Origin of the sequence: Bacillus swezeyi, assembly GCF_030908325.1 — a bacterium.
Taxonomy (GTDB): domain Bacteria; phylum Bacillota; class Bacilli; order Bacillales; family Bacillaceae; genus Bacillus; species Bacillus swezeyi.
In genome coordinates this window covers 1,714,635-1,731,360 of sequence record NZ_CP133085.1, presented here as the reverse complement: position 1 = coordinate 1,731,360, position 16,726 = coordinate 1,714,635, and the positions used below count along the sequence as shown (strand labels likewise).

Below are 16,726 nucleotides of genomic sequence, written 5' to 3'. Positions count from 1 at the left end.
GTCTCCTTTACTCCCTTTTTTAGTATCATATCATGTTTAGCCAGGAACATCTTTTCCCGATGTCTGAAAATAAGCTGAAAAGCTCTTGCAATCTATGATAAAACATTTCATTCCGAAAAAATCGTTTCAATTTTATCTAAATCCGACTTTTTATTGACATTTATAAATTCCCAGGGCTCTGCACCGATTACATGTGCTTCAATATACTTCACACGAATTCGCTCAAGGAAGCAGCTGATCTTCAGCTCATCCCGCCGAAGCTGGTCGTACAAGATGTGTTTCACCCTTTTATGATAGACGGCGACAAGCGGCTGCGCCCTTCCGTCTGCAACCGTCACAACGGCATCGTCAGCAGGCGTCATCTGTTCCTTTAAAGCGGAGATGGTCGATTTCCTGATAAGAGGCGTGTCACAGGCCAAAATAACGTAAACGTCCCCTTCCTCACGCACCATAGCCGTATATATTCCGGCCAGCGGGCCTTTTCCTTCAAACGGTTCAACGTCTTCCAGCACTTTTTTTTCTCCATAAGACTTGAAACGATCTGTCAGTCCGGGACGGCTCAATATCAGCGCCTCCCCCCCAAAAGCCTGCTTGCACCATTGATAAAGAGGTTTATTTTTCCACAAAGCAAATGCCTTCGGCTCTCCAAAACGGCGTGACAATCCGCCTGATAAAACGATATGTACAGGTTTCATTCCCTTCCCAACCTTCCTATTCAAACACCTATTGTGAAAATCATAGCAAAACAGCCGAAAAAGGAACAAGTCCATAAAACGGATTTTTCAGAAGACATGAACGGTCCGATTTTTGCATATTGTAGTTGTAACATCTTTAGGGGGGCTGGATCACCATGAAAAAAACAACAGGTTCACTGCCTTTCTTTCACGATTTGTCCCAGGAAAATCTATTTTTAAAAGCGGAGCTGGCCAGATGCCATCAATTGATTCATGAGCTTGAGGCAAGTTATTTTCATCAAAAGAACCATAAGCTCAATCAAGAAAATGCCGCCATGAGGCAGCAGCTTGATCAGCTGACATTGGAGCTGGAGCGGATTAGGGCAAACAATCAGGACGAGTCGGCCGAAACGCTCAGCCGCACTAAAAGCGAGTTATTGAGTAAAATCGTGATGCTTCAGGAGCTTCTTCAAAAAGAAACCTATATGAGGAAACAAGAAATCGAAGAAAAGCACCGTCTTCACTTGGCAAACGTAAAATCCGAAGAGGAGAAAAAGGGCTTACATAGACAAATAGAAAATGAGAAATTCAATACAGAAAATGAAAAAATATCCCGGCAAAAAACCGAAAAAGAACTTAAACATATAACGGAGGAGAATGGGCAGCTGAAAGATGAGCTTCACGCTAAAAGCCTTCAGTTTAAACAGCTTGAATCAGATGTAGCTTTGCTAAAAGAGCGGGTCGCAGATACGAAAAGCCGGCTGCTGGAAGCTGAAAAAACGAAGGAATCATTGTTTTACGAAACGATTCTTTCCTATAAAAGGCAGCTCGATGAGAGCGATAAGTGGATTGCTTCTCATTTTGCTGATATTGATACCTATCAGCAAACAGAGAAAACACTTGGGCAAGACAACGATATATTCGAACGCTCAGAGCAGATTGAGACGGTTCTTCAATCGGTAACAGAACAAGTTGATCTCCTGCATAAACAGCTGAGTATTATCCAGACGAACGATGATAAAATGGAACATAAAATTGAGGAATGGAAAAAACAGAATAAAGAAGAGGAATCATCTCCTCAAAAATGGGTCTATAAAATCAATCGAACGGATAAGGAAACAAAACCATTAAATTAAATACAACTTTAAGGGAAAAAATGGTTTATACAAAAAACTGCTTGAGCCGTTTTTCTCAAGCAGTTTGACTGGCCGGCGGCATTCAAATCGGCCGCCGTTCTTTCCCTATAAAATTGCAAGCGCTATCTGGAAAAGCCAGGATTAAACCTATTGCTGCTCTGTCTCAGTAGAGATTTCGCCCTCTAATATATATTGACCCCGATACGGTTTTTTGACTTCAGGGTACATTTTAATCAGACTCTGCATGAAAGTTGTCATGTTAGGGATCTCGAGTCCGCTTTCTTTCTCAATTTCTTTTTGAAGCTCGGAACTTTTGATTGCCGCGTTGTGGCGTTTCAATGTTTTAATTGCTGCTTCACGCAATTTTGCAGCCTTAGAACCCGGACGGGCCGTACCCCTTCTGCGCCTTGTCGTACCGTCTGGAATTCCAGCTGGCAGTGCGGAGGCTTGCTGAGAAGTCTGCTGCTGGGTTTTTTGAGATGCTTGCGGCTGCTGCTGCTGGTAGCTTTTCATCTCCTGTGCAGCTAATTCAGCTAAAACCGGGAGCGATTCACTTTTCCGCTCTGGGCGAAAATCTTTTTTTGTATCATTAAAGCTGGATGGACGATCCAATTCGCGCAGCTTTGCATAGATATTGTCACGCTCAATTTGATACTCCCTAATGACTTTAACCTCAGCCTCATTTAGCTGCTCTAATCTTAAACGCAATGCTTCCCTCTCGTTAAACATACCGTTTTTGCCCTCCTATCAGAATAAATAAACCTTCTAATAAAAATATTAGATTACCAAACTAATTTTATCAACTATTTTTTCGTTTTTCTACTGTATTTTCCCGTTAAGAAAATAGAACTAAATTTCCGTGAAGGTTGACTTTGCAGGAGTTTTTGAAGCATTTTGACCTACTTTATCACCCATGTCGAAATATGGTAAATAATGAAGAAACCTAGAAAAATACTTTTTAAATGAACATAATTTAGGAGTTGAAGCATCTGATCAACAATAATGGAAAGTGTGAGAAAACGGTGATCATTCCGGCTTATAAATCCAGAATATTCAAAATTGGCAGATTTCACGTGTCGAAACCGCCGTCTTTTGCGCGGGCGGCCGAGCCAAAATGCTCCTTAATCAAAAATGGGACATAAGGCTTACTAAACGAAATAAACAGTGTCTTAAGATTCATTTAAAGAGAGGGGCGGATAGCGGAAATTTTTTTGATTTTTTTGAAGCGCAGGCCGGGCTAAAATAAAAAACCCCAGGAAACGGGGCTTTTTATTTTATTCAGCAGATTGTTCTGTTTCGGCAAGAACGCGGTTTACACGTTTTTCGAGCATTTTCATTCCGCTGCCTCCAGCTTGAAAATGGCGAAGCTGACCTGTCTTGTCGAATACATAATAAGCAGGGACATATTCATTCTCAAAAGCATCCGTTAATTTATGCTCGCTGTCAACAAAAATCGGCTGTGTAATGTCATGTTCAGCTGCTACCTCTTTAATTTTATTGATGTCCAAATCGTCTTCCGAACGCGGCATATGCACGGCAACAACGTTCAGCTTATCCTTGTATTGGTCGCGGAACTCGTTGACTTGCGGCATTGCCTCTTTACATAAGTGGCAGCTGATTGACCAAAAATGGATCAGTGTCGGCTTTTCACCAATAAGCTGCTCTTTTGCCACTTCTCCGTTTAACCATTCTTTTGCGCCAGTTAGCTCTGGCATAGGCTGACGTAATTTCATGTTTTTTCCTCCTTTGTGATTTAGTCGATGAAAAAGGTCTAACAAATGTTAGACCTTTCCAATCCTGCTTCATCTATAAGAGACGAAATTAAAGTGTTTTTTGACCTGGTTTCCAGTTTGCAGGGCAAAGTCCGCCTGTTTGCAGCGCTTGTAAAACACGCAATGTTTCATCAACGTCACGGCCGATGTTGTTATGGAAAACAGTTTGGTATTGAAGCTCACCTTCTGGGTTGATGATGAACAATCCGCGAAGCGCTACACCTTCTTCTTCGATTAATACGCCGTATTCGCGGGATATTTCATGGTTAGTATCTGCAGCAAGTGCATATTTTAATTGGCCAAGACCGTTCTCTTTGCGGTCTGTGTTGATCCAAGCCAGGTGAGTGTGGATTGTGTCAGTTGATACACCGATGACTTCTGCATCAAGGTCTTCGAACTCGTCATAGCGGTCAGACATCGCGGTAATTTCTGTCGGACATACGAAAGTGAAGTCCATTGGGTAGAAGAAAAGAACAGTCCACTTGTCATTTTTCATGTTTTCTTCCAGGCTTACTTTACCGAATTCTTTGTTTGCAAGTACAGCTTCCATTTCAAAGCGAGGTGCTTGTTTACCTACCATACGTTCTGCCATTTTATGTATCCCTCCAATAATATTTTTGGGTTCAGCTACCCATATCAAAATGAGAATTTAAATATTAAATTCTCATTTAGTTAATAACATCACATAATCAATTATAATGCTAATAGTTTTTTTAGTCAATATTAATTGATAATAAATTTAAATTAGCAGTGATTCTTCTTTGAGATCTTCACATCTAAAGTGTAACACGTTGCCAAGAAAGGAAACAACTTATGAGCTCGGGCTCGGAAAACATTTGTAAACAAGTTAAAACCGAAGCATGAACTTCGGTTTTATTGTCTGATTAATGAAGTTTTTGCTCAACCTGCTGACAGATTTCATCTGCTGTCATACCTGTCGCTTGAATGACGGACGCCCCTGTCATCGTATCCGAAATTCCAAGCATGTCAGTATCCAAGCCGGTGACAACACAACAGTCGCAGCCTTTTGCATCATCTTCTGTTTTCATCAATACAACCTCATACCCTTTTTCCTTTAAAGCAGCCTCAACATCTGAAAGAGATTGTTCAATTCCGATTTTTTTCGACATGAAGAAACACCTCCACCATTTAAGATGCCACATTTGCCTGTATTTTATACCGGTCTGTGCATCTCATTGGGCGCGAGCTGACAAATAAGCAGTCATGACGCGAACGGCTGTCTCAAGCGCTTCTTCTTTCGGCTGCAGTTTGGCGTGATGAAGCCCGTACGGAGAATCGACGCCGAGCCAAAACATAAAGCCGGGATATTTTTTCAGCATGTAGCCGAAATCTTCCCCTGTCATCGCTTCTTTTGAACGGATCACTTCAGCAAGGCCGTTTTCAGAAACAAACTGCATAAAATCTTCGACTAAATCGCTTGAATTGTAGACCTGATGATATGCGGCAGGATAGCTGACTTTTCCCTTGCAGTGATATGCTGTTTCAAGGCCTTGTACCATCGCTTCGATCCGTTTCCTCACCTCATCCATTGATGAAGGTGAGAGCGTCCTGATCGTTCCCTCCAGTTTGGCTTCCTGGGCGATGATGTTTTGAGCAGATCCCCCCGTGATCGTCCCGATGGTGATTACCGCGCTGTCCAGCGGATCTACGTTCCTGGCCACGATCGACTGCATCTGGGTGACCAGTGAACTGGCCGCCACCACCATGTCTTCGGCAAGGTGCGGATATGCCGCATGTCCGCCCTTTCCTTCAAGCTCAATGACAAGCTCTGAAGTATTGGCAAAGAGCAGCCCGCTTTTTGTCCCGATCGTGCCGACAGGAAGCTCCGGTGCGATATGCAGTGCCGTGATCATGCTGGGCTCCCACTTTTTCATAATGTCGCTTTCAAGCATCGGTTCCGCCCCGCCCGGTCCTTCTTCAGCCGGCTGAAACAAAAACAGAAGATCCTGTTTAACCGGATGATGGACGAAATGATCGATGATGCCAAGGGCAATCGTCATATGAAAATCGTGGCCGCACGCATGCATCTTATCCGGGTGGACGGAAGAAAAGGCATAGCCTGTTTGTTCCTGTATCGAGAGCCCGTCCATGTCGGCCCTGTATGCTAGTATCTTTTCAGGCGCGGTCCCTTTTACCTTCACAAACAAGCCGGTCTTCCACTTTTCGATTTCAAGCCTGTTTTCGGGATGCTGCTGCAAATGGTTCAGAATATAAGCCTGGGTTTTATATTCATGAAAACCGAGTTCCGGAATTTGATGCAGATCTCTTCGAATCGCTGCCAATTGCTCCATTTTCATCTTTTCCAACCTCCCGCCTATATGAAAAGGCGTGGATTGCTACATCCACGCACTTCTTTGATGCCGCTGATTAAAGCTGGCGCAATTCCTGTTTAATTTCAGTTTTGCCTTTTGTTTTTTCGTCGATGTCTTTGATTTTTTTCGCAGGTGTACCAGCGACTACAGTGTAAGGCTCAACATCTTCGACAACGATGGCGCCGGCTGCAACAACTGCTCCTTTTCCGACTGTCACACCTTCAAGAACGACTGCGTTCGCACCGATCACAACCTCATCTTCAATGACGACAGGTTTTGCAGAAGGAGGCTCAATGACACCGGCAAGCACAGCTCCGGCTCCGATGTGGCAGTTTTTGCCGACGGTAGCCCGTCCGCCGAGCACGACGTTCATGTCGATCATCGTTCCTTCACCGATCACAGATCCGATGTTGATGGAAGCTCCCATCATAATGACGGCGTTATCGCCGATTTCAACTTGATCGCGAATGATCGCGCCCGGTTCGATCCGCGCTTTAATGTTTTTCAAATCAAGCGTTGGTATGGCTGAATTGCGGCGGTCATTTTCAATCACATGGTCTTCGATTTTGCTTTTGTTCGCTTCAAGCGCAGCTTGAATCTCGTCCCATTCTCCAAAAACAACGCCTGTGTTTCCCGTGATAAACGTTTGTGCAGAAGGGCCGAAATCAATTCCTTCAAGATCGCCTTTCACATACACTTTGACAGGTGTTGATTTCTTACTATTTTGAATAAATGAAATAATTTCATTTGCATCCATCATTTTCATTATGTAAGTCCTCCTTCTATTTTTCTCCTCATAACTGTATCAAAGGTAAGATTTAAAGACAAGAAAAAAAGGAAAGGGCCGTCCCATTTCCTCTTTGTATACATCAAGCCGGCACCTCGCATATTTTGGCAAATTCCCTGCCAAATGCAAGCAGCATATTTTCTTCCTCGCCTTCCGGGTTCATTTCGATTTTGACCGACGGAAGCCCTACGTTTCCGCCAAGCTCCTTGATTTTGTCTTCGAGGATGTCGACAGCTCCGCAAAAGTGCTCGTAAGAAGTATCCCCCGAACCAAAAACGGCAAACGTCTTGCCCTTGAAATCCATGCCTTCCATATCTTCATAAATATCCAAAAACTCATCAGGGAGCTCACCATCCCCCCATGTATAGGCGCCAAATACGATGTGCTGATAGTCGTTAAAAAACGCTGCGTCAACATCCATCGCTTCATGGCGGTCTACTTCAGCTTCTCCTTCTAAAAGGCCTTTCTCAATTAAGTCCGCCATCGCTTCCGTGTTGCCGGACATGCTTGCATAAACAAGTAAAACTTTCCCCATGGTGACTCCTCCTAAAAACGCATTTAAAATTAATGGGCTGTTGCAGATTGTTCATATGGCCTGACAAATTTGCATTCATAGAGACCTGCGCAAAAGAAATTTTCTTTTTGATTGGCCACTCTGAACCCGTGCCCTTTAATGGTGTCAAACCATTTCAGCTCCCTTTCAAAAAAAGCAAGCTGATAGATTCTCGAGAATCCGTCGCGGTCTTGAGCTGATGTAACATAAATAATCCCGTTGTCTTCCGATACATCAAGAAAGGATTCTTCTTTTTCTTCAATGTCCGGCTTGATTCGTATGTCTTCATTCGTATGAATGTTGAGGATATCGACGGCTCCGTGCTTCCCTTTTTTCGATCCCGTCGCACACACAAGCCACTTCCCGCCAAAGGCTATCATGGAAGCTGTCATGCGGTCTGTTTCTTTTTTTACCAAAAAAGCCGTTTCGTGATCTAAATCATAAGCCCATACACCGCCGTGCATTTCATGGATCTGCGTTCCGATGTAGAGACGGTTTTCATGAAGGCAGAGAGAACGGATAACAGGTGGATTGAGCAAATCGGAAAACGGCTTGACGATTTGCCAGGACACTCCGAAATCGTCGGACACGTAGATGCAATGTTTCCCGTGTGCACATACAAATCCGTCTTTTCGGCCCGTAATGGACCATATCGTTGCATTTGTCGGAAAACTGGACAGAGACCATGTCATGCCTTGATCAGACGATCTAATGATCGTTCCTGACTCGCCCACTCCGAACAAATAATGGCCGATATATGTAATGGAGCAGATTTTGCTTTTCAATTGAAAAAGCTTGATCCAGCCTTTCTCAGATGAATAGTGGAAAATGCCTTCCCGTTTTATGGCGACAAAGTATCCCGAATGTTTGGCGGACGCGACAGCTGTTGCACCTTTATGAAACATGCGGCTCTGCCTGCCGGTTTTGATGTTGTACCCACCCGACAAAGCTTGCAGCAAATTCTTTGCAGCACTCTATGTCCTCATCTGTTTCAGGAGCAAGCTCTACTTTAAGGGTTTCCGCAAATAGATCGGCTCCCGTATGCTCAAGCATGCTGTAAAACGTGTTTACCGCTTCACAGAACTTCGGATATGCGTAGTCTCCAGAACCAAAACAAGCCGCCTTTTTCCCTTTTAGATCCATTGAAGAAACCTCTTCATAAAACGCTTCCGCTTCATAAGGAAGATCACCGTCTCCCCATGTGTATGTGCCGATTAAAATGTAATCAAATTCAGAAAGTGAATCGATGTCCACATCATCCATCTCCTGGCAGCTGACTTCAAATGAATGCTCTGTCAGTACATCTTTGATCATCATCGCTATATCTTCTGTATTGCCAGACATGCTGGCAAACGCAATCAACGCTTTAGACAACTGAACCACCTCAAGTAAATGATAATGATTTTCATTATTATATAGATACACTTTAAGTGATAATGATTATCAATGTCAATAGAAGATATCAAAAAAGGCGGCCTTCTCTTTGGAAGCACTGCCTTTTTTGATGGTTATTCAATTGATGAGCATGCTTTGACAACCTCTGCAAACGCCTGGACTTGTTTGAGCTGGAATGCGGGTTCATATCCCAAAAGCCATGTATCCCTTCCGATGGCATTTCCTTTTGCATCAAGCAAAGGGATTTTATGAACATGGCTTCCGCTGCCGTGAAGCGTTATAGAGGGGAGAATCGCATAGCCGATTCCGTGAAGCGCCATTTGTTTGCAGGTTTCGATTTGATCGACGATGATCGTCTGTTTCGGCGACGTCTTGAATGTTTGATGCCACCAATGCTGGATTTCCTGGTAATAGGTGCTGTCGCTTTTAAATTGAATAAACGGCCGTTCGGTTTTTGTGATATCCTCGATGTTTTGAATCTCCGTGTCGACGAGGTACAATTCATCTCTCATTACATAATGTTTTAGCCCTTTCCACTCGGGGTTTCCTCTTATAATGCCGATGTGGACGTGGTCTTCATAAAGGCTTTTCAGCATTTCGCTGCTCCAGCCTGTGATGAGAGAAATCTTGACGTTTGGGTATTGTTTGACATATGTTTTCAAAACCTTAGGAAGCCAGTGCTGGCCGATAATCGAAGCAGCCGCCAATTTCAGCGTTCCGTGAATTTCTCCTTCCAGTTCATCAATATTCTCCCGCACCTTCTCCTGTTCGATCGTCACGTCTCTTGCAAACTGGATGATTTTTTCTCCAGCGCTCGTTACGGTAAGACCTTTTTGTGACCGCAAAAAAATTTTCGTGCCCCATGATTTCTCAATGGTCTGCAGGCGCTGTGACAAGGCCGGCTGTGAAACAAACAAACGTTCAGCCGCTTTTCGCATATTTAACTCTTCTGCCAGAACGACAAGCATGTAAAGCTCCTGAAGCTGCATGGGCATTCCTCATTCCAATAAGTTTTTCTTATCATACATTTTAAGCAAACTATTATTTCTTAATCAAGCAGGAAAACGGACTTTGGGGAATGTCAGTGGAAGACTCGCTTGGGTCTTTAGGGAAAATGAAACCGCTGCAAATGAAAAATAGGCCGCTGCTGCGCCTATTTATTCAACGTCCGGAGATGTTTGTTTAATTGTTTTAAAGCGACCCGCCGCGTAAAAATGCCTTCAAAAACCTGATCTTCATTTTCGACGCATACAAAAGCATGGTTGATCACCAGACCGAATCCTTTTAAGATGGGGTCATTTGTCTTCAGGCGGGGAATGTCGGTCAGCATCACTTCTTCTACATGAAGCTGGTCAAGCTTTTCAAATTCGATCCTTTCAAGCCCAAAAATTTTATCCATAATCATGTTGGTCCCGATCAATCCGTGCAAACGAAAAGACGCATCAAGTACAGGGATCGCTGTATAACCGGTTTTCGTCAGGACGAGGAGAGCATGTTCCAGATTGTTTCCGACCTGTACATGGGCTACTTTATCAGCATCGATCATAAATTGACCAACTGTGGTTTCAAGAAGTTCATCTGATTGCAAATTAATCATGATTCTTCGACTCCCTTTCAAACTTTAATCCATCAACGCATGTTTTCCCTATACGACAATAATATAAACTTTATCAGTATTTGTCGAAAACTTTCCTTTCTTTCAAAGGTCAGTTTACCATTTAAAAGCTGGCCATGAAACAAAAAAGATACTCTGATGAGTATCAATTGATATAATCTGGCCTAATTTTCAGACCGGACGCGGTCATATAAGGTAACCAGCTTTTTATATGTGTGGCTATCCACATTTTTTGTACCCGTTTCTATATCATTGATCTCACTGCTTAATAGTTCCACGGCGTATTCATGGTTCAATAGTACATTCAGCAACAGTTTTCTCTCTTCTTCTGAAAAGCGTTCCATCTTAACCAGCCCCCTAATTGATTTAGCTAGAGTCAGAAGATATCTTCTCTCTAGTCTCTATAGGGCTAGAATATGAAATAAAAAATTAAACGTCAACCGCACAATTCGACATCTGTGCGATTTTCTTTCAAACAATTATTTTGTATAACGGTTTGCGTAGCTGGAAGCGGTATAGGAGTCTGGTTTAATTTTGGCACTGATCCCCATCGAGGTAATCCGTCCCGTCATTTCCTGGATTAAATCCTTTGTCATCCCTTTTTTTCCGATATCCAAATGAACCTCAAGGGTTAAATCTGCTCCCTCGTCTGTAAACGGAAGAAGCAGATCTGTGATTTCGGTAAAATAGTCATTCAGAAGGTATGCTGCAATTTCTTGGCTGTAAGCTGTTTCCAGCGATATTTTCTCCCTGAGGCTATGTATCGGTCTTTTCACGATCGTGTTTTTTAAACAGCCCCATGCACCTTTGCCTTTGCGATGCAAATGAATAGCAGTGATAAACTTTGTACAATTCTGATGGATCTGAGAGTCCGTTCCGACGGAAAGCAGATAGCTTGCGCGCGGATCTTGGAGAATGAACGCCTTCAGCCTCCCGATCACTTCAGAAAATGTCATTTGATCTTCAGAAAGATTGTAAAAAAGAAAAGAATCAGCCATTGAAATGCCCCTTTTCATTTATGATCTGCACCGAAGATGAACGATTCGTCTGCTACCCTTTTTTTGTCGGTATATTTTTCAAGCTGAATCCGCAGCTGTCACATAAATAAATGACATTTTGATTGGACTGGGCTGTCAGGACTTGATCAATAGCCTGCATGTGCCGGCAATGCGGACAAATAACGCTTGGAAAAGCTTTCATTGCATATCCTCCTATTGCTGAAGCAGTTCAAAGATTTCGATTGAAATCATATCGATGTTGTCAAACGGAAATGTCGTAGGCTTATCTCCTTTTTGATAAACTGTCAGCTCAAATGTTTGGTTTTTTTCAAAGTATTTTACACTGCATACTTTTTCACCGTTCACTTCGAAATAACGCTGCGTCGGTTCGCCGGCAGCCTCCGCAGTCTCTTGAAGGCTCTGCAGTCTCGTGATGATACCCATTAATTGTGACATTCTAAAAAAGACTCCTTTCAAAAAAACAACTTCAGGATCAACAAGTATTAATTATAATACAAGTTCTACACGCATCATACCACAAAGTATCAGCCGATGACATTTTTCCTTTTCATATCAGAAAAAAGTAAAACCGCTTTTTATAGTTTGAGTTTTCTTTTGAATGTCATACATGAAAAATGTTTTTTGCAGAGAGGAGAACAGCGTTTTTTGGCTGCAGCCGGTCATAAGTTAGATTTATGGAATATGCTGATTGTCTTATTCCGGTTACACAAAAAAACTTGGCCATGGCCAAGGCTTTTCTGCAAATAAAAAACTTGGCGGGGGCAGCGCCAAGTTTTTTAAATCTTGATCTGATAGAGGGGTTGGGGAACAGAGAGGTTCATCTCTCTACAGTTAAATGATAATGATTATCACTATCATTGTCAACTGTTTTCTTCAAATTCTTTTTTTATTGCAAAAAACCAGCCAATGACCAGTTAAAATCAATCACAAAAAGCGGAAATGCGGGTTCTTTTTCTGACCGCCCGCTTTCAAAAAATTCTGGGTTTTGTTCTTCCAAAGCTTTTTCCGGCAAAATCTCGTTTCCGGACGGCCGTGTGTCAGTTTGACCGATATTCGCGACTTTGAAGCTTCCCTCTTTGTTCTTTATGGTGACTGTCAAATAATCATTATCATAGGAGACCGGCCCTCCGTTTTGATGTCCGATAAACTCATATACCGTATAATGTCCATCAGCCTCTGCGACTTTTGTTTTCTCATCATAGCTGAAGAACGGAATCGCCAGCTCCGGTGCGTCAGTTCCGTAAAAAATCCAGCCTTTCTCCTCCTTAAAGGCATTCGCGTCTACATACCGGGCTGCAAAATCATGCTCCATATAAGGCTCTAAAAGGGAAATCATGTCTTTTTTCGTTCTTTCTTTTTCCGTCAGCCTCTCATGAACGGCTGATATCGATTCAAGGGTCTCAAACAGCGATTCCCTTGTCGGCTTTTCACTTGCCTGTGCTGCATCTGAATGATGAAAAAAGGCCATAGCGGCTAAAAGCATGCTGATAAGGGAGAACCAAACGTTCTTCATATGAGTCACCTCTTTTTTAGCATATATATTTCCTCATTACCGTTATATACGCAAAATAAACCTTCAAAGATTCATTTTTTCCAAAAGAAAAAGCGGCTTTGTCGCCGCTTTTCAAATTAAACCATCCTGTTCATATAAATAAGAGTAGGACAGGTCAATGAACAGATACAGCTCTTCATCCATCGGATAAGAAAACGTTCTGATCATTTCTCCTGTTTCAATGTCGCTGTACAAATCGCTGAAAAATCCTTTTCTCATCGTTCGCATTCTCATAATGTTCTCTAAGAAATACGGACGCCAGCTCCAGTTTTTGCCGATGTACTCAGGCTGAAAAACCCATGCTCCGCCATTCTTGAATACGTTTTTGGTCAGCTGTACACCGTCTCCATTGCACATGTAAATTCTGAAGCTGCAGTCGGTCAGTTCTTTACCAAGGGTTAAGAGAAAATCATCATCTGTTTGACTCGTTTTTTTAATTGAAGTGACAAGCTGATGAATCCTTTTATAAAACTGTTCCGAGTGATCATAGAGGATCTCAAGCTTCTTTTTCTCATGGGCGATAAATTGATGAAACTCCGCCTTTAACCGATCCTTCAGTAAATCCCGTTCGACAAACTGTGCCCCCGGCAATTGCAGATACTGCCCCTGAAAAAAGCGGCCTCCGTTTCTCCAGGCATACTGAAGCTGAAAGTTCGCCTCGATATCTTCATAGAGTAAAGCGGCGCCGATTTTTCTGGCAAGCAATGAGATGCTGTAAAGCACATATTCATAGGAAGGCGAAGGGGAAGACATCTTGAGCGGCTGAAGGTCGATCTTTAGCAGATCAGGGGAAAGAAGCGCGATTCTGTCGAGATTGCTGCTTCCTTTTCCGATATTATCAACAGCCACTTTAATGCCGTATGTACGGTAGTACGTCAGCAAATGATGCAGCTGCTCAATATCCCCTTCAAAATGCTGCTCGGTAATTTCAATGACGAAACGGTCCAGTTCGAGCCCCTTTTCGCGATACTCCATCAAAAGGTCGAGGAACGATTCTCCGTGATCCATCATCAGCACATTTGCATCTTGATTAATAAAGATCAAAAGGTCGCGTTCACTGTCTAAAAAATGATCAAGCGCCTGACGGATCACTCTGAGATCGACCTCTGTCTTATATTCTTCAGGAATGGAAGGATCAGAGAAAAAAGGCCCAAGACTCTGAACTTCGGATTCTACCTCAATGCGCCCCAGCACTTCATAGCCGATTACCTTCTGCTCTTCAGCACTGAAAATGGGCTGATAGTGTGGAGTGACATCTTCAATGTTTGTTAAAATATCGAGTGGATCCAACATGGCATATCACCTGCTTCTCATCTTTGTATGATTATACCATACCGGCTCACACCTTAAAATTTGAAATCTTAAAACGGCCGGGTGTTAAGCCATTGTCCGCCGTCCATCGTCACACACTCCCCGTTGATATACCCGGCTTGTTCAGACAGCAAAAAAGAGGCAAGCCCAGCGATTTCTTCAGGCGTACCGAGCCTTTCCAAAGGAACGCTTTTAATCGTCGAAAGAACCGCCTCTTCCGATTCGAACAGCTTTTCCGCTCCGCCCGTCCTTTCAATCGGTCCCGGTGCAATCGCATTGACCCTGATGCCGTGTGTCCTCCCCCACTCGACGGCCAGCGTTCTCGTCAAAGAAAGCACGCCGGCTTTTGCGGCCGCGGAATGAACGACGCCGGCACCGGCGCCCCATGCATAGGTCGCCGCCATATTTAAAATCTGGCCATTTTTCTGATGTTTGATCCAATATCGGCCGGCCGCCTGGCTGCAAAAAAATGTTCCATTTAAAACGATGTCGATGACAGCCTTCCACCCGTTGACTGACAGCTTTTCTGCCGGACAGATAAAATTGCCCGCCGCATTGTTCACCAAAGCGTCTATCGTGCCGAACCGGGCGGACGTTTCATTTATCATCTGTTCTACACCTTCAGCCGATCGGACATCCATTTGGCATATCGCGACTTGTCCTGCAAATGTTTCGATCTCTTCTTTTGCAGCTTCAAGCGTTTCTTGTGTTCTCCCCGCAATCATCACATTCCAGCCCTCTTCAGCCTGCTTTTTGGCAATCGCTTTTCCCATTCCGTTCGATCCGCCGGTAACGATTACAACTTTTCTGTCCATATTCATCCCCCTTGTCATGAATGAGTATTCATTCAATCTATAGTTTATCATATCGGTAAAAAAAAATTAACAAAACTCGCGGATTGTCCTGATTGGCTCTCTCAGATGATATAATGTAGTGATTCTATTAAAGGTTGGTTGATTATGAAAAATCTGTCCAGAAGACATTTTCTAAAAGGGCTTCTAGGCCTGACCGCAGCAGGCATTTTAACGACAGCGGGGGGCTTTGGCTATGCCCGTTATCTTGAACCGCACATGCTTGAGACAAATGTTATTCCCATCAAACACCCGCTGATTCCTAAAGGGTTTGACAAATTTCGGATCGTCCAGTTCAGCGACACCCATTTAAGCGAATACTTTACAGCAGACGAACTAATGGATATCGTCCATCAAGTGAATCGCCTCAATCCGGATCTCATCGTATTCAGCGGCGATTTAATTGATAAACCGCATCACTTTCAAGACCATGAGCGGGCTGTACAAGCATTGAAAAAGCTCAGCGCCCCTTACGGAAAGATCGCGATTTACGGCAATCATGATCACGGCGGCTACGGGACAAAAGTCTATCAGACACTAATGGCCTCCGCCGGTTTTCGCGTCATGCGAAATGACTTTATGACACTCGAATTGATCGACGGCAGCATGATCGAGCTGGCTTCACTCGATGATTTAATGCTCGGCAAACCAAACTATGAAGCCATTCTCTCCAAACTGAGCGAAAAGGCATTTTCGATTTTGCTTGTCCATGAACCCGATGCTGCATTAACAGCAAAGGATTACCCCGTCAATCTGCAAATATCGGGACATACCCATGGAGGACAGGTCCAGCTCCCTGTATTCGGTCCCCTGATCACCCCTCCATACGGAGAAATTTATACGGAAGGGATGTATGAGCGGGACGGAATGAAAATCTACGTCAATCGCGGTATCGGAACAACGAGGCTGCCCCTCCGTTTTCTGTCAAAGCCCGAAATTACCGTATTTCAATTGGAATCACAGTAAATTATAACTGGTCCTTCGGCTCAAAAAGAGATGTATCTGCATACATTAAGAAAAATAGAAAAAATTCCCGCTCCTTTTAACCTCATCTTAATAAAAAAAAAAACGAAACTTCCACAGCCTCTTTCCGTCTATATATAAGCAGCGGAAAAGGCTCCTTTTTCGTTTTACAGAAAAGGAGATGTTCTTAACATTGCTAAAGTATCAAGTAAAGCCGGGAGAAACACTGGAAAGCATCGCCCTCGATTTTCGAACATCGCGCGATGCACTTGTTCGGGCAAATCCAGGTTTGAACGGCGGCCGGGTCAATGCCGGCCAGACCATTATCATCCCCGAGATCAGAGATCCGGATACCATCCCTTATCGGATTGTCGTTTCTCTCAGCGCCAGAACCCTGCAATTGTTTGATCAGAACAGATTGATGAAAACATATCCGATTGCCGTCGGAAAAATCCTTACACAAACGCCAAGAGGTGAATTTGTCATTGTGAACCGGCAGCCAAATCCGGGCGGACCTTTCGGCGCCTATTGGTTAAGCCTGTCAAAACAACATTACGGCATCCATGGGACGAATAACCCTGCGTCAATTGGCAAAGCTGTTTCAAGAGGATGTATCCGCATGCACAATCAGGATGTTGTGGAACTTGCTTCTATCGTGCCTAACGGAACCCGAGTGTCCATTACACCATAAGTCATGACATTCCAGGAAAAACAAATTTGAACATTATAAAGTCTTATATTAAGATATAGTGGGACCTTTAGGGT

The 16,726-nt window shown here is 43.5% G+C and carries 22 protein-coding genes; 3 read left to right on the top strand and 19 right to left on the bottom strand.

From position 1 onward, the window contains the following. Positions 1–107 precede the first annotated feature (107 nt). Positions 108–695, bottom strand: a complete 588-nt coding sequence (gene mobA / locus RBH91_RS08605; RefSeq protein WP_307894194.1) for a molybdenum cofactor guanylyltransferase — start codon at positions 693–695, stop codon at positions 108–110. A gap of 155 nt (positions 696–850) precedes the next feature. Between mobA and RBH91_RS08600 the strand changes: the two genes are divergently transcribed. After that, entirely contained in the window at positions 851–1,810 is a 960-nt protein-coding gene (locus RBH91_RS08600) for a coiled-coil domain-containing protein (protein ID WP_307894193.1), read from the top strand. 147 nt (positions 1,811–1,957) lie between these two features. On the opposite strand, the gene rok is transcribed toward RBH91_RS08600, so the two are convergent. The 18 genes from rok to fadH form a co-directional block, all read right to left on the bottom strand. Beyond that, on the bottom strand, positions 1,958–2,539 hold the full coding sequence (gene rok, locus RBH91_RS08595; protein WP_307894192.1) for a transcriptional regulator Rok: 582 nt from the start codon (positions 2,537–2,539) through the stop codon (positions 1,958–1,960). Between the two features lie 545 nt (positions 2,540–3,084). Then, complete coding sequence (locus RBH91_RS08590) at positions 3,085–3,543, bottom strand: TlpA family protein disulfide reductase (RefSeq protein WP_076762212.1); 459 nt, start codon at positions 3,541–3,543, stop codon at positions 3,085–3,087. An 88-nt stretch (positions 3,544–3,631) separates the two neighbouring features. Further along, entirely contained in the window at positions 3,632–4,174 is a 543-nt protein-coding gene (gene ahpA, locus RBH91_RS08585; protein WP_076762211.1) for a biofilm-specific peroxidase AhpA, read from the bottom strand. Between the two features lie 292 nt (positions 4,175–4,466). Next, the gene (locus RBH91_RS08580; RefSeq protein WP_076762210.1) at positions 4,467–4,712 is read right to left on the bottom strand and encodes a YkuS family protein; all 246 of its coding nucleotides are present in this window, start codon (positions 4,710–4,712) and stop codon (positions 4,467–4,469) included. Between the two features lie 63 nt (positions 4,713–4,775). Next, complete coding sequence (locus tag RBH91_RS08575; RefSeq protein WP_307894191.1) at positions 4,776–5,900, bottom strand: N-acetyldiaminopimelate deacetylase; 1,125 nt, start codon at positions 5,898–5,900, stop codon at positions 4,776–4,778. Positions 5,901–5,970: 70 nt separating this feature from the next. Continuing rightward, a complete protein-coding gene (dapD, locus tag RBH91_RS08570) occupies positions 5,971–6,681 on the bottom strand; it encodes a 2,3,4,5-tetrahydropyridine-2,6-dicarboxylate N-acetyltransferase (protein WP_076762208.1) in 711 nt (236 codons plus the stop codon). Between the two features lie 103 nt (positions 6,682–6,784). Continuing rightward, positions 6,785–7,237, bottom strand: coding sequence for a flavodoxin (locus tag RBH91_RS08565; RefSeq protein ID WP_307894190.1), 453 nt, complete (start codon positions 7,235–7,237; stop codon positions 6,785–6,787). Positions 7,238–7,266: 29 nt separating this feature from the next. Next, positions 7,267–8,160, bottom strand: coding sequence for a WD40/YVTN/BNR-like repeat-containing protein (locus tag RBH91_RS08560; RefSeq protein WP_076762206.1), 894 nt, complete (start codon positions 8,158–8,160; stop codon positions 7,267–7,269). After that, entirely contained in the window at positions 8,150–8,629 is a 480-nt protein-coding gene (locus RBH91_RS08555) for a flavodoxin (RefSeq protein ID WP_307894188.1), read from the bottom strand. Before RBH91_RS08555 ends, RBH91_RS08560 begins: the two co-directional genes overlap by 11 nt. A 134-nt stretch (positions 8,630–8,763) precedes the next feature. Further along, positions 8,764–9,639: a transcriptional regulator CcpC gene (locus tag RBH91_RS08550; protein ID WP_307894186.1), complete on the bottom strand. Its 876-nt coding sequence runs from the start codon at positions 9,637–9,639 to the stop codon at positions 8,764–8,766. 164 nt (positions 9,640–9,803) lie between these two features. After that, a complete protein-coding gene (gene cbpB, locus RBH91_RS08545) occupies positions 9,804–10,247 on the bottom strand; it encodes a cyclic-di-AMP-binding protein CbpB (RefSeq protein WP_076762203.1) in 444 nt (147 codons plus the stop codon). A 182-nt stretch (positions 10,248–10,429) separates the two neighbouring features. Further along, complete coding sequence (gene abbA / locus RBH91_RS08540; protein WP_076762202.1) at positions 10,430–10,609, bottom strand: antirepressor AbbA; 180 nt, start codon at positions 10,607–10,609, stop codon at positions 10,430–10,432. 135 nt (positions 10,610–10,744) lie between these two features. Then, the gene (locus tag RBH91_RS08535; RefSeq protein ID WP_307894185.1) at positions 10,745–11,263 is read right to left on the bottom strand and encodes a ribonuclease H-like YkuK family protein; all 519 of its coding nucleotides are present in this window, start codon (positions 11,261–11,263) and stop codon (positions 10,745–10,747) included. A 52-nt stretch (positions 11,264–11,315) separates the two neighbouring features. Next, complete coding sequence (locus RBH91_RS08530; protein ID WP_094777343.1) at positions 11,316–11,465, bottom strand: hypothetical protein; 150 nt, start codon at positions 11,463–11,465, stop codon at positions 11,316–11,318. Between the two features lie 11 nt (positions 11,466–11,476). Next, entirely contained in the window at positions 11,477–11,719 is a 243-nt protein-coding gene (locus tag RBH91_RS08525) for a YkuJ family protein (RefSeq protein ID WP_076762200.1), read from the bottom strand. 451 nt (positions 11,720–12,170) lie between these two features. Next, positions 12,171–12,797 carry a DUF3993 domain-containing protein gene (locus tag RBH91_RS08520; protein WP_307894183.1) on the bottom strand — a complete coding sequence of 209 codons (627 nt, stop codon included), beginning with the start codon at positions 12,795–12,797 and terminating at the stop codon, positions 12,171–12,173. A gap of 111 nt (positions 12,798–12,908) precedes the next feature. Further along, complete coding sequence (locus RBH91_RS08515) at positions 12,909–14,129, bottom strand: EAL domain-containing protein (protein ID WP_307894182.1); 1,221 nt, start codon at positions 14,127–14,129, stop codon at positions 12,909–12,911. Between the two features lie 68 nt (positions 14,130–14,197). Continuing rightward, complete coding sequence (gene fadH / locus RBH91_RS08510) at positions 14,198–14,962, bottom strand: 2,4-dienoyl-CoA reductase (RefSeq protein ID WP_076762198.1); 765 nt, start codon at positions 14,960–14,962, stop codon at positions 14,198–14,200. A gap of 144 nt (positions 14,963–15,106) precedes the next feature. Between fadH and RBH91_RS08505 the strand changes: the two genes are divergently transcribed. Together RBH91_RS08505 and RBH91_RS08500 are read left to right on the top strand one after the other, a co-directional pair. Then, positions 15,107–15,964, top strand: a complete 858-nt coding sequence (locus RBH91_RS08505; RefSeq protein ID WP_076762197.1) for a metallophosphoesterase — start codon at positions 15,107–15,109, stop codon at positions 15,962–15,964. Between the two features lie 190 nt (positions 15,965–16,154). Continuing rightward, positions 16,155–16,652 (top strand): L,D-transpeptidase family protein, encoded by a 498-nt coding sequence (locus RBH91_RS08500; protein ID WP_083696907.1) that lies wholly within the window; start codon positions 16,155–16,157, stop codon positions 16,650–16,652. The last annotated feature ends 74 nt before the right edge of the window (positions 16,653–16,726 follow it).

What these genes read in the sequence shown, in the direction of transcription:
- RBH91_RS08530 (WP_094777343.1), bottom strand. Translation starts at nt 11,465, where the DNA reads ATGAAAGCTTTTCCAAGCGTTATTTGTCCGCATTGCCGGCACATGCAG.
- RBH91_RS08590 (WP_076762212.1), bottom strand. Translation starts at nt 3,543, where the DNA reads ATGAAATTACGTCAGCCTATGCCAGAGCTAACTGGCGCAAAAGAATGG.
- mobA (WP_307894194.1), bottom strand. Translation starts at nt 695, where the DNA reads ATGAAACCTGTACATATCGTTTTATCAGGCGGATTGTCACGCCGTTTT.
- RBH91_RS08575 (WP_307894191.1), bottom strand. Translation starts at nt 5,900, where the DNA reads ATGAAAATGGAGCAATTGGCAGCGATTCGAAGAGATCTGCATCAAATT.
- RBH91_RS08600 (WP_307894193.1), top strand. Translation starts at nt 851, where the DNA reads ATGAAAAAAACAACAGGTTCACTGCCTTTCTTTCACGATTTGTCCCAG.
- RBH91_RS08505 (WP_076762197.1), top strand. Translation starts at nt 15,107, where the DNA reads ATGAAAAATCTGTCCAGAAGACATTTTCTAAAAGGGCTTCTAGGCCTG.
- ahpA (WP_076762211.1), bottom strand. Translation starts at nt 4,174, where the DNA reads ATGGCAGAACGTATGGTAGGTAAACAAGCACCTCGCTTTGAAATGGAA.
- RBH91_RS08565 (WP_307894190.1), bottom strand. Translation starts at nt 7,237, where the DNA reads ATGGGGAAAGTTTTACTTGTTTATGCAAGCATGTCCGGCAACACGGAA.
- dapD (WP_076762208.1), bottom strand. Translation starts at nt 6,681, where the DNA reads ATGAAAATGATGGATGCAAATGAAATTATTTCATTTATTCAAAATAGT.
- cbpB (WP_076762203.1), bottom strand. Translation starts at nt 10,247, where the DNA reads ATGATTAATTTGCAATCAGATGAACTTCTTGAAACCACAGTTGGTCAA.
- RBH91_RS08580 (WP_076762210.1), bottom strand. Translation starts at nt 4,712, where the DNA reads ATGTCGAAAAAAATCGGAATTGAACAATCTCTTTCAGATGTTGAGGCT.
- RBH91_RS08550 (WP_307894186.1), bottom strand. Translation starts at nt 9,639, where the DNA reads ATGCAGCTTCAGGAGCTTTACATGCTTGTCGTTCTGGCAGAAGAGTTA.
- RBH91_RS08520 (WP_307894183.1), bottom strand. Translation starts at nt 12,797, where the DNA reads ATGAAGAACGTTTGGTTCTCCCTTATCAGCATGCTTTTAGCCGCTATG.
- RBH91_RS08525 (WP_076762200.1), bottom strand. Translation starts at nt 11,719, where the DNA reads ATGTCACAATTAATGGGTATCATCACGAGACTGCAGAGCCTTCAAGAG.
- RBH91_RS08515 (WP_307894182.1), bottom strand. Translation starts at nt 14,129, where the DNA reads ATGTTGGATCCACTCGATATTTTAACAAACATTGAAGATGTCACTCCA.
- RBH91_RS08535 (WP_307894185.1), bottom strand. Translation starts at nt 11,263, where the DNA reads ATGGCTGATTCTTTTCTTTTTTACAATCTTTCTGAAGATCAAATGACA.
- fadH (WP_076762198.1), bottom strand. Translation starts at nt 14,962, where the DNA reads ATGGACAGAAAAGTTGTAATCGTTACCGGCGGATCGAACGGAATGGGA.
- abbA (WP_076762202.1), bottom strand. Translation starts at nt 10,609, where the DNA reads ATGGAACGCTTTTCAGAAGAAGAGAGAAAACTGTTGCTGAATGTACTA.
- RBH91_RS08560 (WP_076762206.1), bottom strand. Translation starts at nt 8,160, where the DNA reads ATGTTTCATAAAGGTGCAACAGCTGTCGCGTCCGCCAAACATTCGGGA.
- rok (WP_307894192.1), bottom strand. Translation starts at nt 2,539, where the DNA reads ATGTTTAACGAGAGGGAAGCATTGCGTTTAAGATTAGAGCAGCTAAAT.